19 protein-coding genes are annotated in these 23,088 nt (G+C 66.1%); 9 read left to right on the plus strand and 10 right to left on the minus strand.

The genetic code is table 11. The annotated features are described in order from the left end of the window. Positions 1-77 precede the first annotated feature (77 nt). The gene (locus tag AB4Y35_RS13040) at positions 78-677 is read left to right on the plus strand and encodes an OmpW family protein (RefSeq protein ID WP_368693655.1); all 600 of its coding nucleotides are present in this window, start codon (positions 78-80) and stop codon (positions 675-677) included. Between the two features lie 59 nt (positions 678-736). On the opposite strand, the gene AB4Y35_RS13045 is transcribed toward AB4Y35_RS13040, so the two are convergent. Continuing rightward, entirely contained in the window at positions 737-940 is a 204-nt protein-coding gene (locus AB4Y35_RS13045; RefSeq protein WP_321925507.1) for a DUF1289 domain-containing protein, read from the minus strand. 466 nt (positions 941-1,406) lie between these two features. Here AB4Y35_RS13045 and AB4Y35_RS13050 point away from each other — a divergent pair, with 466 nt between their 5' ends. The 4 genes from AB4Y35_RS13050 (at position 1,407) to AB4Y35_RS13065 (ending at position 5,538) form a co-directional block, all read left to right on the plus strand. Continuing rightward, positions 1,407-2,507, plus strand: coding sequence for a polyamine ABC transporter substrate-binding protein (locus AB4Y35_RS13050; protein ID WP_133186742.1), 1,101 nt, complete (start codon positions 1,407-1,409; stop codon positions 2,505-2,507). A gap of 120 nt (positions 2,508-2,627) precedes the next feature. Then, positions 2,628-3,791, plus strand: a complete 1,164-nt coding sequence (locus tag AB4Y35_RS13055) for an ABC transporter ATP-binding protein (RefSeq protein ID WP_368686338.1) — start codon at positions 2,628-2,630, stop codon at positions 3,789-3,791. After that, positions 3,788-4,723 (plus strand): ABC transporter permease subunit, encoded by a 936-nt coding sequence (locus tag AB4Y35_RS13060; RefSeq protein ID WP_368704699.1) that lies wholly within the window; start codon positions 3,788-3,790, stop codon positions 4,721-4,723. The genes AB4Y35_RS13055 and AB4Y35_RS13060 overlap by 4 nt, the downstream gene beginning before the upstream one ends. Further along, positions 4,720-5,538, plus strand: a complete 819-nt coding sequence (locus tag AB4Y35_RS13065; protein WP_069265666.1) for an ABC transporter permease subunit — start codon at positions 4,720-4,722, stop codon at positions 5,536-5,538. Before AB4Y35_RS13060 ends, AB4Y35_RS13065 begins: the two co-directional genes overlap by 4 nt. Before the next feature lie 84 nt (positions 5,539-5,622). Here AB4Y35_RS13065 and AB4Y35_RS13070 read toward each other — a convergent pair whose 3' ends face one another. Further along, positions 5,623-7,044 carry a methyl-accepting chemotaxis protein gene (locus AB4Y35_RS13070; RefSeq protein WP_368704700.1) on the minus strand — a complete coding sequence of 474 codons (1,422 nt, stop codon included), beginning with the start codon at positions 7,042-7,044 and terminating at the stop codon, positions 5,623-5,625. 221 nt (positions 7,045-7,265) lie between these two features. On the opposite strand from AB4Y35_RS13070, the gene AB4Y35_RS13075 reads away from it, so the two are divergent. Beyond that, a complete protein-coding gene (locus AB4Y35_RS13075; protein ID WP_256094777.1) occupies positions 7,266-7,397 on the plus strand; it encodes a hypothetical protein in 132 nt (43 codons plus the stop codon). Positions 7,398-7,415: 18 nt separating this feature from the next. Beyond that, positions 7,416-8,186 carry a class I SAM-dependent methyltransferase gene (locus AB4Y35_RS13080; RefSeq protein WP_368704701.1) on the plus strand — a complete coding sequence of 257 codons (771 nt, stop codon included), beginning with the start codon at positions 7,416-7,418 and terminating at the stop codon, positions 8,184-8,186. On the opposite strand, the gene AB4Y35_RS13085 is transcribed toward AB4Y35_RS13080, so the two are convergent. The 4 genes from AB4Y35_RS13085 to AB4Y35_RS13100 form a co-directional block, all read right to left on the minus strand. Beyond that, entirely contained in the window at positions 8,183-9,673 is a 1,491-nt protein-coding gene (locus AB4Y35_RS13085) for a flavin-containing monooxygenase (protein WP_368704702.1), read from the minus strand. The two genes, AB4Y35_RS13080 and AB4Y35_RS13085, sit on opposite strands and share 4 nt — an antisense overlap. A gap of 112 nt (positions 9,674-9,785) precedes the next feature. Then, complete coding sequence (locus tag AB4Y35_RS13090) at positions 9,786-10,952, minus strand: tetratricopeptide repeat protein (protein ID WP_368704703.1); 1,167 nt, start codon at positions 10,950-10,952, stop codon at positions 9,786-9,788. A 125-nt stretch (positions 10,953-11,077) separates the two neighbouring features. After that, on the minus strand, positions 11,078-11,758 hold the full coding sequence (locus AB4Y35_RS13095) for a PspA/IM30 family protein (protein WP_069265671.1): 681 nt from the start codon (positions 11,756-11,758) through the stop codon (positions 11,078-11,080). Positions 11,759-12,156: 398 nt separating this feature from the next. Then, the gene (locus AB4Y35_RS13100; protein ID WP_368704704.1) at positions 12,157-12,807 is read right to left on the minus strand and encodes a hypothetical protein; all 651 of its coding nucleotides are present in this window, start codon (positions 12,805-12,807) and stop codon (positions 12,157-12,159) included. Between the two features lie 140 nt (positions 12,808-12,947). Between AB4Y35_RS13100 and AB4Y35_RS13105 the strand changes: the two genes are divergently transcribed. Then, entirely contained in the window at positions 12,948-13,244 is a 297-nt protein-coding gene (locus AB4Y35_RS13105) for a hypothetical protein (RefSeq protein WP_368704705.1), read from the plus strand. A 163-nt stretch (positions 13,245-13,407) separates the two neighbouring features. Next, positions 13,408-15,936 (plus strand): penicillin-binding protein 1A, encoded by a 2,529-nt coding sequence (locus AB4Y35_RS13110; RefSeq protein ID WP_368704706.1) that lies wholly within the window; start codon positions 13,408-13,410, stop codon positions 15,934-15,936. A gap of 392 nt (positions 15,937-16,328) precedes the next feature. On the opposite strand, the gene AB4Y35_RS13115 is transcribed toward AB4Y35_RS13110, so the two are convergent. The 4 genes from AB4Y35_RS13115 to AB4Y35_RS13130 all read right to left on the minus strand — a co-directional run bounded on the left by AB4Y35_RS13115 (position 16,329) and on the right by AB4Y35_RS13130 (position 22,902). Next, positions 16,329-16,949 (minus strand): 2-hydroxychromene-2-carboxylate isomerase, encoded by a 621-nt coding sequence (locus AB4Y35_RS13115; protein ID WP_368704707.1) that lies wholly within the window; start codon positions 16,947-16,949, stop codon positions 16,329-16,331. A gap of 84 nt (positions 16,950-17,033) precedes the next feature. Then, positions 17,034-18,617, minus strand: a complete 1,584-nt coding sequence (locus AB4Y35_RS13120) for an efflux transporter outer membrane subunit (protein ID WP_368704708.1) — start codon at positions 18,615-18,617, stop codon at positions 17,034-17,036. Further along, positions 18,614-21,769 (minus strand): efflux RND transporter permease subunit, encoded by a 3,156-nt coding sequence (locus AB4Y35_RS13125; RefSeq protein WP_368704709.1) that lies wholly within the window; start codon positions 21,767-21,769, stop codon positions 18,614-18,616. The genes AB4Y35_RS13120 and AB4Y35_RS13125 overlap by 4 nt, the downstream gene beginning before the upstream one ends. Next, complete coding sequence (locus AB4Y35_RS13130; RefSeq protein WP_368704710.1) at positions 21,766-22,902, minus strand: efflux RND transporter periplasmic adaptor subunit; 1,137 nt, start codon at positions 22,900-22,902, stop codon at positions 21,766-21,768. The genes AB4Y35_RS13125 and AB4Y35_RS13130 overlap by 4 nt, the downstream gene beginning before the upstream one ends. Positions 22,903-23,088 lie beyond the last annotated feature (186 nt).

A 23,088-nucleotide genomic window follows, 5' to 3' on the forward strand; every position in this document is an offset into this window, starting at 1 on the left:
CAAGGCTAGACCTACAGACACGGGGATTAACGATGTATAAAGCAATTAGAAAGGCAGCAGCCACTGCCGCGCTCACCATGGGCGCGGCCTTCCTGGCAGTGCCGGCCAGCGCGGCCGGTTCTCCCGATTCGGGCATTTACGCAGGCGACTGGCTGGTGCGCCTGCGCGCGATCGAGATCGCGCCGGACGCGCGCGGCAGCGGTACGCTCGGCGCGCTTGGTGCGGACGTGAACAACGCCATCGTGCCCGAGCTCGACTTCACCTACATGGCGACCAACAACATCGGCGTCGAGCTGATTCTCGGCACGTCGCGCAACCAGGTGACGTCGAATATCGGTGCACTCGGCGGCGTGGGCGTGCTTCCGCCTACGCTGCTGCTGCAGTATCACTTCAACAACGCGGGCAGGGTGCGGCCGTACGTGGGCGCGGGTATCAACTACACGCTGTTCTACAACAACGGTCTGCACGCAGGCGGCCAGTCGGTTTCGATCGACAATCACAGCTGGGGTCCGGCGCTGCAGTTCGGTATCGACTTCCAGGTGACGAAGCGCATCTTCGTGAACGCGGATATCAAGAAGATCTGGATGCACACGGATGCGTCGCTGGCCGGCACGTCGCTCGGCACGTTGCATATCGATCCGCTCGTGGTGGGTCTGGGCGTCGGCATGAAGTTCTGATCGATCGCCTGACCACCGCTTCTTCTAACGCCGGCATGCCCGGCGTTTTTTATCCGCGTTCAGGCGCGGTCCTTCTGGAAGCGCATGGCGGTGCCGTCGCGCTCGATGCGCTCCCACACGGCGCGCTTTTCTTCATCGCTCAGAAAAACCCAGTTGGAGACTTCCCCGGCGGTGCGTCCGCAGCCTTTGCAGACGTCGTCGAAGAGTGTCGAGCACACACCGATGCACGGGCTGTCGGGGAGGTCGTGGAGATTGGATGCCATTGAAGAGCCTTGGGGCGTGGCCGGGCGTCGCGCGCGCCGGCTTCGGTACGAAACGTCGCTATGTTAACCGATACGGCGCGGGGCGGCCGCCCGCACCGCGAGGCGAGCCGTGGCGACGCGCGATGCGCGATGAATCGGCCGGGCCGCTGCAAGGCGATAGCAAGGTGGAGGGCGGTGCCGCGCCCCGCCAGTAGCCGGGCGTCGCGCGCATGCGCCATCGAAGCGGTTTTTTGTGGACACGGCCCGTGAAACGGCTAAAATTGCGCGCGATTTACCGTCCGCGCACGGCTTGCCGGCTTTCCATGGCCCATGTTCCGTTTGCGCGACACGCCCGCGTTTTATTTCTTGCCGGGCGGGTTTGATGGTAGGTTCTGGGAAAGTCAGGGGAGTCGTGCGCAGGTAACACGAAGCACGGCACGAAGCGAGGCAGGCAGCCGGCCGGAGCCGGTCAGGATCGGAGAACGGGATGAAGAAAGGGGTTGTGGCGCAACTGGCCGCGCTCGCACTGTGCGCGGCGCCGTGGATGACGTCGGTGGCGAAGGACACGCAGCTGAACGTGTACAACTGGTCCGATTACATCGCCAAGGACACGATTCCGAACTTCACCAAGCAGACCGGCGTTCAGGTCAAGTACGACAACTACGACAGCGACGACACGCTCCAGGCCAAGCTGCTCGCTGGCAACTCGGGCTACGACATCGTCGTGCCGACCAGCAATTACGCGGGCAAGCAGATCGCCGCCGGCATTTTCGCGCCGCTCGACAAGTCGAAGATCCCCAACCTCAAGTACCTCGATCCGCAGCTGATGGCGCTCGTCGCCGGCGCGGATCCGGGCAACAAGTACGCGGTGCCCTGGGCGTACGGCACGACGGGTCTCGCCTATAACGTCACGAAGGCGCAGCAGATCCTCGGCAAGAACGTGCCGCTCGACAACTGGGACATCCTCTTCAAGCCAGAGAACATCTCGAAGCTGAAGGCCTGCGGCGTGTCCGTGCTCGACGCGCCGGACCAGATGTTCGCGGCCGCGCTGCACTACATCGGCAAGGACCCGCTCTCGACGAACCCGGACGACTATCGCGCCGCGCTCGCGATGATGAAGAAGATCCGCCCGTACATCACGCAGTTCAACTCGTCGGGCTACATCAACGACCTCGTGGGCGGCGACATCTGCTTCGCGTACGGCTGGTCGGGCGACGTCGTGATCGCCAAGCACCGCGCCATCGACGCGAAGAAGCCCTACAAGATCGAGTACTACATCCCGAAGGGCGGCGCGCCGATCTGGTTTGACGTGATGACCATCCCGAAGGATGCGCAGCACAAGGAAGCCGCGCACGAGTGGATCAACTATATCGAGACGCCGCAGGTCCACGCAGCGATCACGAACGCGGTCTACTACCCGAGCGCGAACGCGGAAGCGCGCAAGTACGTGGACAAGGACATCGCCAACGACCCGGCCGTGTACCCGCCGCCCGAAGTCCTGAAGACGCTGTTCCTGCTCAAGCCGCTGCCGCCTGAGATCCAGCGCCTGCAGACGCGTCTGTGGACCGAGTTCAAGTCGGGCCGCTGACGCGGTCACAGCCGCGGTTGAAATTCGATCCCGTTTTACCCCGAGCCCTCGGCACGATGCCGGGGGCTTTGTTCGTCAACCCCGTCCAGCATTCACGCAGAAACAGGCAGGGCAGAGAGAATCATGAGTGACCAGTCGAGCGCGCCGGCATCCGCCGGTTCGCTGCCTTCGGGCTTCACCGCGGCAGATTCGGCCGCGGACAACTTCGTGCAGATCGTCGATGTCGTCAAGAAGTTCGGCGAGACGACAGCCGTCAAGGGCGTCAATCTGTCGGTGAAGAAGGGCGAGCTGTTCGCGCTGCTCGGCAGCTCGGGCTGCGGCAAGTCCACCTTGTTGCGCATGCTCGCGGGTCTCGAGACCGTGACGTCGGGCAAGATCCTGATCGACGGCGAGGATCTCGCGTCGATGCCGCCGTACCGCCGCCCGGTCAACATGATGTTCCAGTCGTACGCACTCTTTCCGCACATGACGGTGGAGTCGAACGTCGGCTTCGGGCTGCGCCAGGAAGGGGTGAAGAAGGGCGAACTGAAGGATCGAGTAGCCAACGCGCTCGAACTCGTGCAGATGACGCGCTTTGCCAAGCGCAAGCCGCACCAGCTTTCGGGCGGCCAGCAGCAGCGCGTGGCGCTCGCGCGCTCGCTCGTGAAGCGCCCGAAGCTGCTCCTGCTCGACGAGCCGATGTCGGCGCTCGACAAGCAGATTCGCCAGCGCACGCAAATCGAACTCGTCAACATTCTCGACAAGGTCGGCGTCACCTGCATCATGGTCACGCACGACCAGGAAGAAGCGATGACGATGGCGGGGCGCCTCGCGGTGATGAGCGAAGGCGAGATTGTCCAGCTCGGCACGCCCAACCAGGTCTACGAGTTCCCGAACAGCCGCTTCTCGGCCGAGTTCATCGGCTCGACCAATCTTTTCGATGGCAACGTGGTCGAGGACGAGCCCGATCACGTGTTCGTCGAGTGCGCCGAGTTGCCGGTGCGTCTCTATGTGAACCACGGCATCACCGGTCCGCTCGGCATGCCCGTGACGATCTCGGTACGCCCGGAGCGCATCTCGCTCACGCGCAAGCCGCCCGAGGGCGTGTTCAACTGGGGCAAGGGCGTGGTCAAGAACATCGCCTACATGGGCGGCTACTCGCTGTACCACGTCAAGCTCGACTCGGGCAAAACGGTGATCGCGAACATGTCGAGCCTCGCGCTCTCCGAGATCGACTCGCCCACCTGGGAAGACGAAGTCTACGTGCGCTGGAGCGCTTCGGCCGGTGTGGTGCTGACGTCATGAGCGCGACGACTTTCCGCCGCATCCTGAACTGGCCGGCGAAACGCTTCAACCTGACGGGGCGCACGGCCGTCGTGGCGGGCCCGTTCATCTGGCTGCTGCTGTTCTTCCTCGTGCCGTTCATCCTGGTGGTGAAGATCAGCTTCGCCGACCAGCAGCTCGGCATTCCGCCGTACACGGAGCTGACGTCGTTCGCGGATGGCATCTGGCATATCTCGCTCGACCTTTCGCACTACGCGTTCCTGTTCCAGGACAGCCTGTACTTCGCGACCTACGTGAATTCGGTGGTCGTGGCGGCGATTTCGACGCTGCTGTGCCTCATCATCGGCTATCCGATGGCGTATTACATCGCGCGCTCGAATCCGGCCTCGCGCAACATCCTCATGATGGCCGTGATGCTGCCGTTCTGGACCTCGTTCCTGATCCGCGTGTACGCGTGGATCGGCATCCTGAAGAACAACGGACTGCTGAACAATTTCCTGATGTCGATCGGCATCATTCATTCGCCCATCGAGCTGTATCACACGAACACGGCGGTCTATATCGGCATGGTGTATTCGTATCTGCCGTTTCTCGTGATGCCGCTCTACGCGCACCTCGTGAAGATGGACCTCACGCTGCTCGAAGCGGCCTACGACCTCGGCGCGAAACCGTGGCGCGCGTTCGTGGAAATCACGCTGCCGCTCTCGAAGAACGGCATCATCGCCGGCTGCCTGCTCGTGTTCATTCCGGCGGTGGGCGAGTACGTGATTCCTGAACTGCTCGGCGGCGCGAACACGCTGATGATCGGACGCGTCATGTGGAACGAGTTCTTCGACAATGCCGACTGGCCGATGGCCTCCGCGGTGACCTGCGCGATGGTGCTGCTGCTGCTCGTGCCGATGGCGCTGTTCCAGCACTACCAGGCGAAGGAACTGGAGGGCCGCGGCAAATGAAACCGAATCGCGTTCTGCAGTTCATCGCGCTCGGCCTCGGCTTCGCGTTCCTCTATATTCCGATCCTGAGCCTGGTCGTCTACTCGTTCAACGAGTCGCAACTCGTGACGGTGTGGACGCGCTTTTCCACGCGCTGGTATCAGGCGCTCATCACCGACGACGAGTTGATCACGGCTGCATGGCTCTCGCTGCGCATCGCGCTGATGACGGCGTTCGCCTCGGTGTTCATCGGCACGTGGGCTGGCTTCGTGCTCGCGCGCATGGGACGCTTTCGCGGCTTCACGCTCTTCTCGGGCATGATCAACGCGCCGCTCGTGATTCCCGAAGTGATCCAGGGCATTTCGCTGCTGCTGCTGTTCGTGGAAATGGGCAAGCTGATTGGCTGGCCTGCGGGGCGCGGTGTGTTCACGATCTGGATCGGCCACGTCATGCTGTGCATTTCGTACGTCGCCATCATTGTGCAGTCGCGCGTTCGCGAGTTGAACCCATCGCTCGAAGAAGCGGCGCTGGACCTTGGCGCAACGCCGTTCAAGGTGTTTTTCCAGATCACGCTGCCGCTCATCTCGCAGGCGCTTGCGGCGGGTTGGCTGCTGTCGTTCACGCTGTCGATCGACGATCTGGTGCTCTCGGCGTTCCTTTCGGGCCCGGGCTCGACCACCTTGCCGCTCGTGGTGTTTTCGCGCGTGCGCCTGGGCCTGAACCCGGAGATGAATGCGCTCGCGACGCTCTTCATCGCGGTCGTGACGGTGGGTGTGATCGCCGGCAACTACTTCATGCAGCGCGCAGAGCGCAAGCGGATGGCGATGGCCGTCTGAGCGCCGCCGCGCTTCGAAACGCATGTTAAAAGCGGCTCGTGGGCAGTGATGTCCGCGAGCCGTTTGCTTTTTGCGGCGCAGTCGCTACAGCCGGTATCCCATGCGAAATCCTCCCCAGTGCCGACCGTTCACGAAAATCGGCGCGGAGGCGTCCTTCATCATCACGAACGTGCCGCCGCCCATGTCGCGACGGTAGGTTTGCAGCAGGAAGGGCTTGGTATGCGAACCGGCGGCGCGACCCGCGCGGTCGTTGAATATTCGATGATTGCGGCAGTTCGCGGCGTTCCACACCGGGTCGGCGCCCTGCGGATGCGAGAACTTGCGATTGTGGGTCGGTATGTAGCCGCGCGGATCGATGGCGACACAGAAGGCGACGCGTTCGTCGAACGCGAGCAGCGGTTCGAGGATCGGGGGCAGCATACGGTCGGTGAAGGCCGTGAAGCGCGTCAAATGCTGCTGCGGGTTCGTGTTCGGCACAGGGGTGTAGACGCTGTCGAACAGATCCGCTTCGCCGACCTCGCCACGCGCGAGCGCGCCTTCGAACAGCTTGCTCACCTGGGCGGCGGCGCGCTGCACCGTCTCGATGAAGCGGGTGTCGTCGGTTTCCACGCCGGTTGCGGCGGAAAGCTCGATGAGCGTTTCGGAGACCTCGAGCAGCTTGCCGAGCTGATCCTTCGCCTGCACGAAGTTGCGCCCCGAATCTTCGACGCCCGCGACCATCTCGCCCACCTGGCTCTCGAGCCCGTCGCACTTCGTCTCGATCTCGCCCGTGAGCTGGGCGATCTGGCCGGCGTGCTCGTCGAGCTGCATGATCGCCTGGCCGGTGCTGTGCACGGCCTCGCCGATCGTGTGCGTGCCCTCGCGCACGCGATGCGCGCGTTCGGTGTTGGCGGTGCCCTCGGCAATGAGCTGCTCGGTCTGCTGCGTGAGTTGCCCGAGCGTCTGCTCGATCTGGCCGGTGGCCTGCGCAGTCTTGGCGGAGAGGTTCTTCACCTCGGCCGCGACCACGGCGAAGCTCTTGCCGGACTCGCCCGCGCGCGCCGCCTCGATGGCCGCGTTGAGCGCGAGAAGCTGGGTTTGCCGCGCGATCAGGGAGATTTCCTCGGAAACCTTCGAGACATGCGCGAGCGCGCTTTTGAGCGCCCGGATCTGCGTCTCGATGACGGTGACGCTCTCCACGAGACCGTGAATGTCGGCAAGCGACTCCTCGATGGTCTGCTGCGACTGCTGCACGGTGGCGGCGGTGCCGGTGCTCAGCGCGCGCATGGCGCGCGCGGCCGTGGCGATCTGATGGTTGCCGGCGAGGGTGTGGGCCGCGGACTCGCGCAGGGCGTGGCAAACGTCGGTCTGACGCTGCACGCGCGCGGCCACTTCGTCGACATGGCCTGCCACGTCGCAGATCTCGATACCGAGCCTGCCGGCATGTGCGGCAATGTCGCCGACCACGCCGGCGGATTTTCCCGCGCGGCGGCGGCCGCGCAGACCCAGCAAACGCAAACGTGCCATCGGGTGTCTCCTTTCCCGGTGCGCCATGAAAGCTGCGGACAAAACTGCCCAAAGCTGCGTGCCCGGTCGTCGGCAGGTCCGATCGCCGGGCTTTCTGAACTTGTTTACGGCGTGTAACACGGCGACTTGAGCGCAGGGGTGGCGCCTGGCGCTATGATCGGGAACTCGGGCGCTTCGAATGCCGGCAATGGGGAGCAAAGGGGCGTCGCGACGGGAGCAAGATGATAGAAGCGATTTTCGGCGGGAGCGCGCCGCTCGCGCTCTGGCAGCAGCTGATCCAGCTCTGGGAGCTGATCGTGATGGTGTTGCGCTTCCTCTGGGAGCTGGTGAAGCTCCTCGGCGGGGGCGGTTGAACGACGAAAGGGCAGACGATGATCGACGATTCCACCCGGCGTTTCACCGACCGGGTCGCAGACTACGTGAAATTCCGGCCGACCTATCCGCGCGAAGTGGCGACCTTCGTGCATGTGGAGTGCGGCATCGCGCCGGGCGCGCCCGTGGCCGACATCGGCGCGGGCACGGGCCTTTCCACGAAACTCTTTCTCGACGCGGGCCATCCGGTCACGGCTGTCGAGCCGAACGCGGCCATGCGCGCCGCGGCGGACGAGCTGCTGGGCGGCTATCAAGGCTATCGCAGCGTGGCGGGCACGGCGGAGGCGACCACGCTCGAAGCCGCGAGCGTGGATCTCGTGAGCGCCGCGCAGGCGTTCCACTGGTTCCACAAGACCGACACGCAGCGCGAATTCGCGCGCATCCTCAAGCCGCGCGGCAAGATCGTGCTGTTCTGGAACAGCCGCCTGCTCGAAGGCTCGGCGTTTCTGGCGGGCTACGAGGCGCTCCTGCAGCGGTTTTGCCCCGACTACGCGCGGGTGGCCGAAACCTATCCCGACTCGGCCGCGATGGCCGACTGGTTCGGCGACGGCTTCGAGCATCGGACCGTGTTCCCGAACGCGCAACTGCTCGACTTCGATGGCCTGCGCGGACGGCTCATGTCGTCGTCGTATGCCCCGCGCGCGGGTGACGAACGCCACGAGCCGATGCTCGCGGCGCTGCGCGAGCTGTTCGAGGCGACACAAAAGGACGGCACCGTGAACTTCGCCTACGAGACGCGCGTGTACGCGGGACATCCGCAGCGCGTCTAGCGCCCGAACGCGTAGTCGGCGGTGCGCACGCGGCGCGTTCTGCGGCGGAACATGAACGTGAAGCCGGGCCACAGCGCCGTGTTCTTGCCCGCCCGCGTCAGGTAGTAGCTGCGGCAGCCCGACTGCCACACGGTGCGCGCGAAACGCGCCTGCACGCGCGCGTTCCAGCTTTGCTGCGCCTCGGCGCGAACCTCCATCGTGCGGGCGCCCGAGCGCTGCAGCGCGCGGATGCAGGCCGCGATATAGGCGATATGCGACTCGATCATGTAGATCATCGAGTTGTGCCCGAGCGCCGTGTTCGGCCCGATCACGAAGAAGAGATTCGGGAAGCCCGCGACGCTCGCGCCGAGGTAGGCCTCGGGGCCGTCGCGCCGCCATGTCTCGCCGAGGTCCTGGCCGCCTGCGCCCGTCACCTGGAAGGGCGCGTCCACATCGTTGACCTGAAAGCCCGTGCCGCAGACGATCGCGTCGTAAGGCCGATGCGTGCCGTCGGCGGTGACGATGCCATCGGCGACGACCTCGCGGATCGCGTCGGTCACCAGCTCGACGTTCGGCTGCGCGAGGGCAGGGTAGTAGTCGCTCGAGAGCAGCACGCGCTTGCAGCCCAGCAGATAGTCGGGCGTGAGGCGCGCGCGCAGCTCGGGATCTTTCACCTTGTGCGCGAGGTAGCTCAGCGCGAACTTCGTTGGCGTCTTGAGCAGGCGCGGCTCGACCGCGAAACCAAGCGCACGCGATTCGTGCTGCCAGTAAATCCCGGCGCGCACTACGCGTTGCACGAACGGCAGGTGCCGGTAAATCCAGCGCCAGCGCTCGCTGATGGCGCGGTCGCGCCGCGGCATGATCCACGGCGGCGTGCGCTGAAACACCGTGAGCTGCGCCGCGCGCGGCTGGATCTGCGGTACGAACTGGATCGCGCTCGCACCGGTGCCGATCACCGCGATGCGCTTGCCTTCGAGCGCGTAGTCGTGGTCCCAGCGCGCCGAGTGGAACAGCTTGCCTTCGAAGCGCTCGATGCCCGCGATATGCGGCAGCGCCGGGCGCGAGAGCGGACCGTTCGCGGCGATCACGATATCGGCTTCGATCGTCGTGAGCACGCCGTCGCGTTCGATCTCCACCTGCCAGACGCCGCGTGCCTCCAGGAAGCGCGCCGCGCGCACGCGCGAACGATATTCGATGAAGCGCTCGACGTCGTACTTGTGCGCACAATGGCGCAGGTAGTCGAGGATTTCGTGCTGCGGCGCGAAGGTGCGCGTCCACGCCGGATTCAGCTCGAACGAAAACGAGTAGAGGTGCGAAGGAATATCGCAGGCGGCGCCTGGATAGGCGTTGTCGCGCCAGGTGCCGCCGAGGCCTTCGGCTGCCTCATAGATCGTGAACGAATCCACGCCCATGCGACGCAGGCGGATCGCCATGCCGATGCCGGAAAAGCCGCTGCCGATGATGGCGATGCGCAGCGCGCCCCCGTTGCCGAGCGCTTCTTTGGCCATGTGTGCGTCCGCCGTCATGTGTGATGTGTCGTGTTGTGCGCCGATGCAAAACGGGCTCCATGAAGGAGCCCGTCGTTGCTTTAGCGGCTTGCGCTCGGGAAGCCTCAGGCGTTCAGGAGTTGTTCCAGTCGTCCGAACTGTCGTTGCTGCCCATATCGACACCGCCACCGCCCGAGCCGTCGTCCCAGTCGTTCGAGCCCTGGCCGAAGTCGAGGCCGCCGCCATTGTTGCCGTCGCGCTGCACCCGGCGGCCTTCGTCGTCGACCAGCACATCGCGCTCGATCACGCGGTCACGGCCGTGGTTCAGTGCTTCGCCGAGCAGCACGCCCGTGAGCAGGCCACCCATGCCGCCCATGCCACCGCCGCCTTGCTGCACGATGACCTGCGGCGGTTGCTGCGGCGGCGCAGGCGGATACTGCGGCTGACGTCCGAAGGCGGCGTCGGCTTCGCGCGCGTAGGTGGAGTTGCTGCCGTAGTCGGGCGCGGCAGGCTGCGCATTCGGATCGGGGCGGCCCTCGGCGCGCGCCTTGAGGCTCGCGAACTGGCGCTCGAGATCCTCAATCTCATACGGCGGCCGCGGATTCGCGCTGTTCGAGAGCGTTTCGACGAGGCTGCGCAACTGCGCTTCGAGTCCCTCGACTTCCTTTTCGAGCGCTTCGTGGCCGGGCGCTGTCGAGAGCTTCACGTCGAGCTTGAGCGAACGCACGCCGTTGAGCAACTCGGTGGCGCGCTTGAGCTGGTCGCGGCGGTCGTCGCCGGCCTTCGCGTCTTCGGTGGACTTCGCGCGGCGCAGCGTCCAGCGCAGCACGAGCGCAATGCCGACCAGCAGGATGGCGATACCAATCCACATGCCCATACCAGGACCTCGCTTCTGTGGCGCGGGCGCGGCCAGTTGCTGCTGCGTGAACGGGTTGCCCGTGCTGTTCGTGTTGACACTGCCGGCGCGCGAGGCGTCGGAGCGAATCTTCGCTTCGACCTGCGCGAAACGTTGCGGCTGGGTGAAGCGGATTTGCGGATCGAGCGACTTCGCCTGTTCGACCTGCGTAAGCGCGTCGCTGTAACGGCCTTCGCGGTCGAGCACCTGAGCGTAGAGGTAGTGCGCGCGAGCGTTGTCCGGATGCGCCTGCAGGACTTCGGTCAGGCCGGAGTCGGCGCGCTGCCAGTCGCCCTGGGACATCGCGGATTCGATCTGCTGCACGCTAGGCACGGCAAACGCAACGCCGCCCGTGAAGGCGAGCGACGCAACGGCGATGCTGGCAGCGGCAAGAAACTTTTTCATGTTGCAGGCCGGGCGGATTGACGCCCGTCTCCATGGCATTCGATACGGGGATGCGGCGCTCTCGGGCGCCTGCCGGCTACATCGGCCGCACGGACCATGCCGCGCCGCATCCAGCACGCAGGCGCTTACTGTGCCGGCGTGTTCATCTGCTTCTTGAGCGCCTCGAGGCGCTCGTCTACCGACGGGCCCTTGTTGAGCGCCGCGAGCTTGTCGTCGAGCGCCTTGCCGCTCGACTGGTCGGACGAATTCAGGCGGGCGTCCGAGCGCGCGTTCGACAGCGCGACCTTCTCTTCCAGCTTCTGGAAGTCGCCATCGAGATTCTTCCCGCCGATGCCGCCCAGCGCCGTGGCCGCGACATCCTTCGCCTGGGCGATCTGCTGCTTCGCCTGCAGGATGTTCGAGCGCGCGTTCAGATCGTTGCGGCGCTGGCGCATGTCGTCGATCTGCTGCTTCAGTTGATCGACCGACGGTTCGAGCTTCGCGAGTTCGCCCGCGAGCGCGTCGCGTTCGGCTTCGGCGGTTTGCTGCGCGCCGAGCGCTTCGCGTGCGAGCGCTTCGTCGCCCGATTGCAGCGCGCGCTTCGCGCCGTCTTCGTACTTCTTCGCCTTGTCGGCGGCCACGTCGCGCTTGCTTTGCTGCGTCGCGACCTGCGCCTGGATCTCGACGAGCGAGTTCTCCGCGCGGCCGATGCTGTCGTCGAGCTCACGCACGATCTGGCGCGCGTCGCGCGACGGATCCTGCACCGAGTCGGCGGCGTCGTTGAGCAGGCCCTTGACGGTGCGGGAGATGGAGTCGAAAAGCGACATGAATTCCTCCAGTGAAATGAGATCGGCCATGGTGGGCCGAGGTGCGTGTACGCGGTTGGCCACACGCGCCAGCCGGCTGGCAGAGGGCGGATCCATCTGCCAGCTTACGCCGCTTTACGCCTGGCGCGCATGCACGGCGCAAATCGGGGCGAGTGCGGCAATTGCAATAGCGTGAAGGGGTTTTCTTGCACGCGTATGTTCGTCAGGACGAGGCCTGGCTGCACGGCGCGAAGCACCGCTGCAGGCCGGGCGCCGCCATCGATCGCGGATATTACACCACGGCCCGTCTTAAAAGGGACTTAAAGGAATCGGGCCCGCGCGGCGCTCGCGGGCGCGCGTGTAAGCGGGCGTTAAGCCGATCGTGACTCGTGCGTAGGGCGAAGCGGATGCGGCCCGTGTCAGGCGTATTTGCCGCCTTCGGGCGCGGCGTCGTCGCTGCGGGCTTCGTCGCGTGGATCGCTTGCGTCGCGCCGCGAGCGCGCGAAGGGCGCCGAGCTCAGCGGCTGCAGCGGTTCGACGTCGAGCGACTGCGCCGCGGCCGTGTCGAGCGCGGCGCTTTCCGCTGCGGCGGCCGCTTCGGCGCTCAGCCGGGCGACAGCCTGGGCGATCTCGCGCGCGGCATGGCTCACGTCCGCCTCTTCGGTGTGCGCGGCGGGCAGGGGGGCGTTTGGCGCTTGAGGCGTTGCCTCGTGGGGGGCGTCGTCGTGAAGGGCCGCGGCCGCTTCGCTGGCCTTTTGCGCGTCGGCGGTCGCATCGCTCGCACCGATGGCTGCCGCGCCCACCGGTGGCCGGATCGCGCCCGCACGGCCCACGCGCAGCGGCCTCGCGGCCTTTTGCAGCACCTGGGCGAGGGCGTCGGGTTGACGCGGCGCGTTCAGCCGGTCGACGATGCTCGCGGCCTTCACCTGATCGCTCGTAGCGCTGAATGCGATCACGGCGCGGCGCATGAGTTCGCTGATGCTGATGCCGAGCTCGTCGGCGGTGGCGGAGATCGCGCGCTTTTGCGCGGGCGTAACGAAGACGACGATGCGTTCGCTGGGCTTGTTCATGATCGACGGGCCGTTGGGTCGGCTTCGTATGACGTCGGTTTGCCTGCCTGCGCAACAGCTTTTTGTAAGAATGGATGCGTGCTCGCCTGGGCGCAGACAGGGGCATGTAGCAGATCTTTCATCATAAGACGAGTGCGCCGATGCGCAATTGGAAGGTGCGCGATCAGGAACAACCCTGCCTGCAAGAATCTGCCGTCAAAAAAGGAGCAATGTCTAATTTGTCGCACGACAGGAGGACGGTTACGAAACTTTTCGCGCATAAAGCCATGTTCGGCGCAAGCCAGCGCCTGGGCTGCCAAAAAATCGGGCGGGAAGCGTTTCCCAAGAAACTCTTACAAAAAAAGCGCGACCCGGCGCCCGCGATTTCTTTAGAATGCGCTGTTACATTTCGCGAATGGCGCCTGATCGGGCGGGTATTCGCATGTGGCGTGCCATAGCGCGCGCCGCGCGGCCGGACGGGGGCGTTGCCGGTCGCGCCGCGTCGCCGGGATTGAGCCGGCGACGTCGTATGCCGCATTGGCGCCATGACGCCGTGGTCGAGATCCATGCGCGCGAGTTGCGCGCAGCCGGCGCGCTCGAGACGCGCCCATCATTCCAGTCATGCCTATCATCAAACGACCGCCTTCACCGCAGTACCCGAACGAAGATCGGGAACCCTCCTTCAACAACGGGCGCCAGCCGCCTCGCCGGCCTGAATCGGGCGGCGGGTCCGGCGGCAACGGGCCGCGCGACGGGAGCCCGAAGCGGCGCTCCATCGGCACTACGCTCGCGCTCTGGTTCGTCGGCCTGGTCGGCACGCTCTGCGTGGTCGGTGCGCTGCTCTTGGGCTACGCGCTCGTCGTGATGGGACCGCAACTGCCGTCGCTCGACGCTCTCACCAACTATCAGCCCAAGGTGCCGCTGCGCATCTATACCGCCGATCACGTGCTGATCGGCGAGTTCGGCGAAGAGCGCCGTCAGCTCGTGCGCTTCCAGGATATTCCTGACATCCAGAAGAAGGCCGTGCTCGCCATCGAGGACTACCGGTTCTACGAGCACGGTGGCGTGGACTTCGTCGGCATCCTGCGCGCGGGCGTGGCGGACCTCATGCACGGCGGCGCCTCGCAGGGCGCGAGCACGATCACGATGCAGGTCGCGCGCAACTTCTTCCTGTCGAGCGAGAAGACCTACACGCGTAAGGTCTACGAGATGCTGCTCGCCTACAAGATCGAGCGCGCACTCACGAAGGACCAGATTCTCGAGCTGTACATGAACCAGATTTATCTGGGTCAGCGCGCCTATGGTTTTTCGGCGGCGGCGCGCGTGTACTTCGGCAAGGACCTGAAGGACATCACGCTCGCCCAGGCGGCGATGCTCGCGGGCCTGCCTAAGGCGCCTTCGGCGTATAACCCGATCGTCAATCCGCACCGCGCGAAGATTCGCCAGGACTACATCCTCAAGCGCATGCTCGACCTCGGCTACATCACCCAGGCGCAGTACGACGAAGCGATGAAGGAGCCGCTGCAGACGAAGACGGCCGGCACCGAATACAACGTGCACGCCGAATACGTCGCGGAAATGGTGCGCCAGATGATGTACGCGCAGTACAAGGACGAGACCTATACGCGCGGTCTCACGGTGACGACGACGATCGATTCGGCCGACCAGGACGCCGCGTACGCGGCCGTGCGCAAGGGCGTGATGGACTATGAGCGCCGTCACGGCTATCGCGGACCGGAAGGCTTCGTGCAACTGCCCGCCGACGGCGACGACCGCGAGCAGGCGATCGAAGACGCACTCACCGATCACCCGGACAACGGCGACCTCGTCTCGGCGGTCGTGACCGACGCGGGCCCGAAGTCGGTGACGGCGCAGCAGCTCGACGGCACCTCGGTGACGGTGACGGGCGAGGGCCTGCGCTTCGTCGCGGCCGCGCTCTCGCCGCGCGCGTCGCAGGCGCTGCGCATTCGCCCCGGCTCGATCGTGCGCCTGATGGAAGACGCGAAGGGCAACTGGCAGATCACGCAGCTGCCGCAGGTCGAAGGCGCGCTCGTCTCGCTCACGCCGCAGGACGGCGCGATCCGTGCGCTGATCGGCGGCTTCGACTTCAACAAGAACAAGTTCAATCACATCACGCAGGCATGGCGTCAGCCGGGTTCGAGCTTCAAGCCGTTCATCTACTCGGCTTCGCTCGAAAAGGGGCTCGGACCGGCGACGATCATCAACGACGCGCCGCTGTACTTCCCCCCCAGCTCGCCGGGCGGCGACGCGTGGGAGCCGAAGGACGACGACCAGCCCGAAGGGCCGATGTCGATGCGCCTCGCGCTGCAGAAGTCGAAGAACCTCGTATCCATCCGCATCCTCTCGTACATCGGCACGAAGTACGCGCAGGACTACGTGACGCAGCGCTTCGGCTTCGACGCGGACAAGACCCCGCCGTACCTGCCGATGGCGCTCGGCGCGGGCCTCGTCACGCCACTGCAGTCGGCGGGCGCGTATAGCGTGTTCGCGAACGGCGGCTATCGCATCAACCCGTACCTGATCGCCGAAGTGGACGACGCGCGCGGCCAGCCGATCCTGCGCGCGCAGCCGCTGGTGGCGGGCCAGAATGCGCCGCAAACGCTGTCGCCGCGCAACGCGTTCGTGATGAACAGCCTGCTGCACTCGGTGGCGACAGCCGGCACGGGCGCCGGCACCAACGTGCTCCATCGCAACGACCTGCAAGGCAAGACCGGTACGACCAACGACGCGAAGGACGGCTGGTTCGCGGGTTATCAGCGCACGCTGGTCGCCGTGGCGTGGATGGGCTATGACCAGCCGAAGAGCCTCGGCAGCCGCGAATTCGGCGCTCAACTCGCGTTGCCGATCTGGGTGGAGTACATGCAGCGTGCGCTGCGCGGCGTGCCGCAGGAAGAGCCGGCGATGCCCGAGGGCCTCACGACGATCAACGACGAACTGTTCTTCTCGGACATGACGCCGGGTAACGGCTTCGTGGCGAGCATCGGTCTGGACTCGGCGAACCCGGCGGGTGCGGCGAGCGATGCGAGCGGCGCGACCGGCAGCATGGGTCCGGGCGGCATGACCCCGCCGAGCGTGACCACGACGGAGAAGAAACAGATCATGGATCTGTTCGAATCGAACAAGCCTTGATGCTGGTTCGATGAGTTCTGCAGGATAAACACGGCGCGTCGGCAACGGCGCGCCGTGTTTTGTTTGGTGAGCAGAATTTCCTTGTGGGCCAAGGAGTTGGTCGAGCTTTCCAGGGCTTTTCCACAGGGCTGTCAACGAAATCTGTGGGTAACTCTCGCGCTGAGTTTTCCACAGTTTTTGTTGAAGCCCCTGTTCATAACCCTGGGATATCGAAGCTAACTGGCTGACGCCAAAGGCTTTGTGCACTGACAAGCCGTATGAGGCATCGCGCCTCAAAACACATCGTCAGAACGCAGTCCGAAGGTTTGGCTGTGCGAATCGCGCGAATACGTGACGGCCTGAACAGGCAGGAATACGAATGACTCCACGGTAGTGAAGCGCGGAGAACAGGACTACGCAGTGTCTCCGTTCTGCGGCGCGCAGAGCGCCGTTTCGATCGCGTCCTCCAGCCGGTCGTTGCCCCAGAACATTGCCTCGCCGACAAAAAACGTCGGTGCGCCGAAGATGCCGAGATCGCGCGCCGCCTGGGTGCGCTCGCGCAGGCGCAGCCGGTTCGCTTCGCTGCCGGCTTCCTCGATGAGCCGCTGTGCCGGCAATCCGAGCGTGTCGAGCAGATGTGCAACCGCTTCGGGTGAATCGACTTCGAGGTCGTCGCCATAGTTGCGCGTCATGACGGCGCGGCACCAGTCGGGCAGCCACGGCTCGTCGGCGGCGAGCACGGCGATGCGCGTCGCGAGCACGGTGCGGCGGGGAAACTCGCTGGGCTGCTGCCACGGCAGCGCGTATTTGTGGCACTGCCGGCGCATGTCCTGCCACACATAGGCGCCCTTTTCCTTCTGCACGACGAAGGGCGGACCTTCCCAGCCGAGTGCGTCGAGAATGGGGCCGAGGAGGAAGGGCCGCCAGTGAACATCCACGCGATTTCGCGCCGCGAGTGCGTCGATGCGCATCACGCTCAGATAGCTGTAGTTGCTGGCGAGGTCGAACCAGAAGTCGAGCGATGGACGGGGCATGCTGTCGTCTCCATGAAGCGGTTGCGCCGGCGTGCGCGGCGCTTGCGATCATGGTACGCCGAGACGCCCGGACAATCGCGCGTGTTACTTGCCTTGCGCGGCGGCCCCAGCGTCCGATGCGGGCGCGGCAGCGGCCGTTTCCGCCCCGCGGCCACTGCCGAGCGTTGCCGGGTTGACGGGCGGATTGCCCATCGCCTGGAAGAGGGCGGCCGTATCGGAGAGCCGCGTGCCGCGATAGCGGATTTCGTCGAGCCGTGCGTTACGCCATTGCTGCTCGCTTTGGCGCACCGCGTACCACGGCACCGCGCCGAGCTTGTAGCGCGCGTTGGTGTCCTCGTAGACGCCCTGGGCCGTGCGCGCCGAGGTACTGGCTGCGTCGAGGGCCTGGGCGTCGTGATCGAGCGCGGCGAGGCGGTCGGCGACGTCCTGGAACGCCGTGAGCACCGTTTGCTTATAGGTGTCGTTGGCCGCCTCGTAGGACTGCAGCGCCGCGCGCCGCTGGGCGACGAGTGCGCCGCCGTGGAAGATCGGCTGCGAAAGCGAAGCGCCGATCGCCCACAGCGCGCCCGCGCCGGAGGTCACCACCGGCCAGCTGAAGCCGCCCTGGCCGAGCGCCGCCGAAAGCGTGATGCTCGGGTACATCTGCGCGGTGGCGGCGCCGACGCCGGCGGCGGCCGCCTTGAGCGTGGCTTCGGCGGCTTCGATGTCGGGACGGGTTCTCAGGAGTTCTGAAGGGATGACCACGGGCACCTGCGCGGGCAAGGTCAGGCTGGCGAGATCGAGGTCGGGCGGCGCCTGGTCAGGCGTACGGCCGATCAGCACGGCGAGCGCATGGCGCTGTGCGACCCATTGCTGACGCAGCCCCGGCAGACTCGCCGCGAGCGACGCCGCGCTCTGCTGCGCGCTGAGCAGATCGGTGTGCGAGGCCGAGCCGAGTGCGTAGCGCTTTTGCACGTCGTCGGCCTGCGCATTGGCGAGCGCGATCAGCTGCTCGGTCGTGTCGATCTGCGCATGCAGCGTTGCCGCGCCGAGCGCGCTTGCCACGATGTTCGCCGCGAGCGCGCGCTGCGCGGCCTCGAACTGGAACGCCTGCACGTTCACGCGCGAGGCGAGCGCTGCGTTGTTCAGGCGGGTCGCGCCGAACACGTCGAAGGTGTAGCGAACGTCGATCAAGCCCGCAAAGATCGCGTATTGCAGCTGGTCGATGCCGAACTGCGGGATCGCGGGTTGCTGCTGGCGTTGCGCGATGCCGATGGCGTCGACGGTCGGCAGCAGCGAGCTGCCGATCTGGCCGCGCAACTGCTCGCGCGCGGCCTGCAGGTTGTGGTCGGCGGCGGCGAGGTTCGGGCTGTTGGCGAGCCCCTCGTTGACGAGCGCATCGAGCGCGTCGGAGCCGTAGAGCGTCCACCATTGCGGCACCGGTTCCGCGCCCGTCACGAACTGCTGCGCGACGCCCTGGGCGGCGACCGTCTGTGCCGGTTGCGCCTGCGCACCGTAGTGCTCGGGCTGCGGCATGGCGGGCGGCTCACCGGTCGGGCCCATCGCGCAGCCTGCCAGCGCGAGCGCGGCGCATGCGGCGAGCAAGCCGGGCGCGTGCGGAAAACGTGTTGCGGGCAAACGCGCCGTTTCATGCGGGCCCGACGCCAATGTCGAAGAATCCGTCTTCATGATGCCTGTTCCGGCGTCTTGCCGGTCTCGTCAGTCTCGCTGCTGCGCACGCGGAACGCGGCCGCGTACGCCGCGGGCAGGAAGAACAGCGTGAGCACGGTCGCAATCGTGATGCCGCCCATCAGCGCCGTGGCCATCGGTCCGAAGAAGTTCGAGCGCAAGAGCGGAATGAGCGCGAGCACGGCGGCCGCTGCCGTCAGCATGATTGGCCGGAAGCGGCGCACCGTGGCGCCCACCACGGCGTCGAAGCGCTTGTGCCCGGCGCGGATGTCCGTTTCGATCTGGTCCACGAGAATCACCGAGTTGCGCATAATGATCCCGAACATGGCGATCACGCCCAGCATGGCCACGAAGCCGAACGGCTGCCCGAACACGAGCAAGGCGATCACCACGCCGATCAGACCGAGCGGCGCGGTCAGCACGACCATCAGCACGCGCGTGATGCTTTGCAGCTGGATCATGAGCAGCGTGAGCACGGCAATGGCGAGCACCGGCAACTGCGCGAAGATGGACGCCTGGCCCTTCGCGCTTTCCTCCACGGAGCCGCCCACCTCGATGTGGTAGCCGGGCGGCAGCGCGCGCTTGATCGATTCCAGTTTGCCGTCGAGCGCATGCGTGACGTCGATGCCTTGCGCGCCCGCCCGCACGTCGGACTGCACGGTGATCGTGGGCTGCCGGTCGCGCGACCAGATCACGCCGTACTCCAGATCGTTGGCGAGATGCCCGAGCGCACCGAGCGGCACCGGGCCGTTCGGTGTGGGCATGGCGAGCGAGAGCAGACGCGCGGGATCGACGCGTTCGGCGGCTGGCGAACGCAGATCGACGCTGATGAGCTTGTCGCGCTCGCGAAACTGCGTGACGGTATAGCCCGAGTACGTCATCTGCAGGAAGTTGGCGATGTCCTGCGACGAGACATTGAGCGCGCGCGCCTTTTGCTGGTCGATCTGGAAGTGCAGCGAGCGTCCCGCCGGTTCGTCCCAGTCGAAACTGACGTTGTCGGTGCGCGGATCGGCGCGCATCGTCGCTGCCACCTTGTTCGCGATGTCGCGCACGCTCGGGATGTCGTCGCCGCTCACGCGAAACTGCACGGGGTAGCCGACCGGCGGCCCATTCTCGAGCCGTGACAGACGCGTGCGGATGGCCGGGAACTTGTCGCGCAGCATCGGTTCGAGCCAGCTTGCGAGCTTCTCGCGATCTTCGACCGACTTCGTCGTGATCACGAACTGCGCAAAATTGGGCTGCTGCAGCTGCTGATCGAGCGGCAGATAAAAACGCGGCGCGCCGGTGCCGACGAAATCGATGAAATGGTCGATCTCGGGGCGGCCCTTGATCGCCGCTTCGAGTCGCTTCGTCTGGCGCAGCGTCGCATCGATCGAGGCGCTTTCGGGCAGGCGCACGTCCACGAGCAGCTCGGGCCGGTCGGAACTCGGGAAGAACTGCTGCGGCACGAGCTTGAAGCAAGCGAGCGCGGCCACGAACAGCACGATGGTCAGCACGAGCACGATCGCATGGCGCTCGATGCACCAGCCGATCCAGCCGCGCAGGCGCCGATAGAAACGCGTGTCGTAGATCTCGTGCTCGTGATCCCCACCGTTGCCGGCGTGCGCCGCATCCGGATCGGGCTTGCGCTCCGGCAGCAGCCGGTAGCCCAGCAGCGGGATCAGCACGACGGCCGCAAACCACGAAGCGATCAGCGCGATGGCGGAGACCTGGAAGATCGAGCGCGTGTACTCGCCGGTGCTCGACCTCGCGAGCACGATGGGCAAGAAACCCGAAACGGTGACGAGCGTGCCGGTCAGCATCGGGAACGCGGTGCTCGTGTAGGCGAAGGCGGCCGCGCGCGTGCGGTTCCAGCCCTGCGCGAGCTTCACCGCCATCATCTCGACGGAAATGATGGCGTCGTCCACCAGCAGGCCGAGCGCGAGCACGAGCGTGCCGAGCGAAACCTTGTGCAGACCGATGCCGAAGAGGTACATCGCGAGCGAGGTGACGGCAAGCACGATCGGAATGGTGATGACCACCACCATGCCCGTGCGCACGCCGAGCGAAACGAGGCTCACGAGCAGCACGATGCCCACGGCCTCGGCCACGGCTTCGACGAAGTCGTCCACCGAGCGCGCGACCGCATCGGGCATGCTCGATACCTCCACGAGCTTCAGCCCCGCGGGCAGTTGCGCGCGCAACTGCTCGACGCGCGCATCGAGCGCCTTGCCGAGGCGGATCACGTCGCCGCCCGGCTGCATCGTGAGGCCGATGCCGAGCACGGCCTGGTTCTGGAAGCGCATCTGCGTGGCGAGCGGCTCGTCGTAGCCGCGCCGGATCGTGGCGATGTCGCCGAGCCGAAACGTGCGGTCGTTCACGCGGATCAGCGTATCGGCGAGCGCCTTGAGGTCCTCGTACTGACCGCTCGGGCGCACGAACACGCGGTCGTCGGCGGTCGTGAGCGTGCCCGCGGCGGCGACGCTGTTCTGTGCGCCGATCACCTGGCCGAGCTGCGTGGGCGAGATGCCGAGGCGTGTGAGCTGCGTGTTCGGAATCTCGATGTAGATGCGCTGCTGCGGATCGCCGAAATAATCGACCTTGCCGACGTCGGGCACGCGCAGCAGCTGCTCGCGCAGCTTGTCAGCGTAGTCGTGCAGTTGCGCGGGCGAAAAGCCGTCGCCCTCCAGCGCGTAGATGTTGGTGTAGACGTCGCCGAACTCGTCGTTGAAGAACGGCCCCTGCACGCCCTGGGGCAGCGTGTACGCAATGTCGCCGACTTTCTTGCGCACCTGGTACCAGGTCTCGCGCACTTCGCTCACGGGCGCGGAGTCCTTCATCGTGAAGAACACGAGCGATTCGCCGGGCCGCGAATAGCTGCGCAGAAAGTCGATATAAGGCGTTTCCTGCAGCTTGCGGCCGATGCGGGTCGTCACCTGGTCCTCGACCTGGCGCGCGCTCGCGCCGGGCCAGAAGGTCTGGATGACCATCACGCGGAACGTGAAGGGCGGGTCTTCCGATTGTGCGAGACGCGTATAGGCGAGCGCGCCGAATATCGTTGCGAGAACAACGAGAAAGGTGACGAGCGCCCGATGCCGCAGCGCCCACGCCGACAGGTTGAAGCGGCCCTCTTCGTGATCGGCGCCGGGACCCGGGTCCGTCGTCTGGCTCATGACGCGAAGTCCTCGGGATGCAGCGGCGCGACCGGCCGTACCCGCTCGCCCGCGTGCACCGTATGGACGCCTTGCAGCACGATGCGCTCGCCGTCCTGCAATCCGCTTGCCACGGTGATCGTGCGCGCGTCGTAGCGCGCGATGCTTACGCGCCGCAACTGCAGCACGTTGTCGGGCGCGTGGACGACCCAGATGGCGGGCGCCTCGCCGTCGTGGAAGAGCGCGGTGGCCGGCACGGTAAACGCGGCCGGCGCGCTGGCCGCGCTCGGGGCCGCGAACGCCACGTTGGCGGTCATGCCGAGACGCACGTCGGCGTCGGGATGTTCGAGCGTGAGCCGCGCGCGCCACGTGCGGCTTTGCGGGTCCGCAGCGGCGGCGAGTTCGCGCAGGCGCGCCGTGTAGTGGCGGCCGGGCAGGGCGCCGAGCGTGACCTGCGCGGTGTCGCCGGTGTGCAGCGCGGCCACGGCGCGCTCGGGCAGGTCGCACACCACGTCGACGTCGCCGCTCCACGCGAGCTGGTAGACCGCCTGGCCGGCCTGCACGTTCTGGCCGGTGTCTGCGTTTTCGGCGGTGATGACACCCGCGTGGTCGGCGACGATCTGCGTATAGCGGAGCTGGTTCTTTGCCAGCGCGAGCTGCTGCTGCGCCTGATCGCGCTGGGCCGCGGCCGAGGCGTAGGCATCCTGCGTCTGTTCGAGTTGAGCGCGGGCGATGAGATTGGCCGCCGACTGGGCCGTGTCGCGCTCGAGCTGCTGCTTCGCGAAGACGAGGCGATGCTGCGCGGCGTCGAGTTGGGCCTGCGCGCTGGCCGCGTTCTTTTCGAAGTCCGCCGGATCGAGCCGCGCGAGCGTCTGGCCGGGCTTGACGCTGTCGCCCAGGCGCACGCTGCGCTCGATGATCTTGCCGTTCACGCGAAACGACAGCGGCGTGGCGTTGCGCGCCTCGATATCGCCGGGATAGGCGGGGCTCACGCCGCCGCCGTCGGGGTGCACGGTCATCGAGACGACCGGGCGCGGCTGCGGCGGGGCTGCCTTTTCCTTGCCGCAGGCGGCCAGCGTGGCGACGCCGAGCACGAGAAGCACATTCGCGGCATGCCGCCATGGCGCACTGAACTTACCGGTACCACTGCGCATCCTGCTCGATGCGCCACGACCGCAACGATTCACCTGGACCTCGATAGGCTGGGTGCGCACGCAGACCGCAATACTGCCGGACCGGTTGCGCCGCCGTTGAGTCGCGGGCGCGGCGCGGCTCACGCACCGGCCCGGACCTGGGATGATGAGCCGGATTCTAATACAACCTTGTATCTGAGTGCGAAA

The organism is Paraburkholderia sp. EG286A, from assembly GCF_040965375.1.
GTDB lineage: Bacteria > Pseudomonadota > Gammaproteobacteria > Burkholderiales > Burkholderiaceae > Paraburkholderia.

What these genes read in the sequence shown, in the direction of transcription:
- AB4Y35_RS13050 (WP_133186742.1), top strand. Translation starts at nt 1,407, where the DNA reads ATGAAGAAAGGGGTTGTGGCGCAACTGGCCGCGCTCGCACTGTGCGCG.
- AB4Y35_RS13100 (WP_368704704.1), bottom strand. Translation starts at nt 12,807, where the DNA reads ATGAACAAGCCCAGCGAACGCATCGTCGTCTTCGTTACGCCCGCGCAA.
- AB4Y35_RS13125 (WP_368704709.1), bottom strand. Translation starts at nt 21,769, where the DNA reads ATGAGCCAGACGACGGACCCGGGTCCCGGCGCCGATCACGAAGAGGGC.
- AB4Y35_RS13070 (WP_368704700.1), bottom strand. Translation starts at nt 7,044, where the DNA reads ATGGCACGTTTGCGTTTGCTGGGTCTGCGCGGCCGCCGCCGCGCGGGA.
- AB4Y35_RS13075 (WP_256094777.1), top strand. Translation starts at nt 7,266, where the DNA reads ATGATAGAAGCGATTTTCGGCGGGAGCGCGCCGCTCGCGCTCTGGCAG.
- AB4Y35_RS13130 (WP_368704710.1), bottom strand. Translation starts at nt 22,902, where the DNA reads ATGCGCAGTGGTACCGGTAAGTTCAGTGCGCCATGGCGGCATGCCGCG.
- AB4Y35_RS13060 (WP_368704699.1), top strand. Translation starts at nt 3,788, where the DNA reads ATGAGCGCGACGACTTTCCGCCGCATCCTGAACTGGCCGGCGAAACGC.
- AB4Y35_RS13105 (WP_368704705.1), top strand. Translation starts at nt 12,948, where the DNA reads ATGCGCAATTGGAAGGTGCGCGATCAGGAACAACCCTGCCTGCAAGAA.
- AB4Y35_RS13080 (WP_368704701.1), top strand. Translation starts at nt 7,416, where the DNA reads ATGATCGACGATTCCACCCGGCGTTTCACCGACCGGGTCGCAGACTAC.
- AB4Y35_RS13065 (WP_069265666.1), top strand. Translation starts at nt 4,720, where the DNA reads ATGAAACCGAATCGCGTTCTGCAGTTCATCGCGCTCGGCCTCGGCTTC.
- AB4Y35_RS13095 (WP_069265671.1), bottom strand. Translation starts at nt 11,758, where the DNA reads ATGTCGCTTTTCGACTCCATCTCCCGCACCGTCAAGGGCCTGCTCAAC.
- AB4Y35_RS13045 (WP_321925507.1), bottom strand. Translation starts at nt 940, where the DNA reads ATGGCATCCAATCTCCACGACCTCCCCGACAGCCCGTGCATCGGTGTG.
- AB4Y35_RS13085 (WP_368704702.1), bottom strand. Translation starts at nt 9,673, where the DNA reads ATGGCCAAAGAAGCGCTCGGCAACGGGGGCGCGCTGCGCATCGCCATC.
- AB4Y35_RS13040 (WP_368693655.1), top strand. Translation starts at nt 78, where the DNA reads ATGGGCGCGGCCTTCCTGGCAGTGCCGGCCAGCGCGGCCGGTTCTCCC.
- AB4Y35_RS13110 (WP_368704706.1), top strand. Translation starts at nt 13,408, where the DNA reads ATGCCTATCATCAAACGACCGCCTTCACCGCAGTACCCGAACGAAGAT.
- AB4Y35_RS13120 (WP_368704708.1), bottom strand. Translation starts at nt 18,617, where the DNA reads ATGAAGACGGATTCTTCGACATTGGCGTCGGGCCCGCATGAAACGGCG.
- AB4Y35_RS13090 (WP_368704703.1), bottom strand. Translation starts at nt 10,952, where the DNA reads ATGAAAAAGTTTCTTGCCGCTGCCAGCATCGCCGTTGCGTCGCTCGCC.
- AB4Y35_RS13115 (WP_368704707.1), bottom strand. Translation starts at nt 16,949, where the DNA reads ATGCCCCGTCCATCGCTCGACTTCTGGTTCGACCTCGCCAGCAACTAC.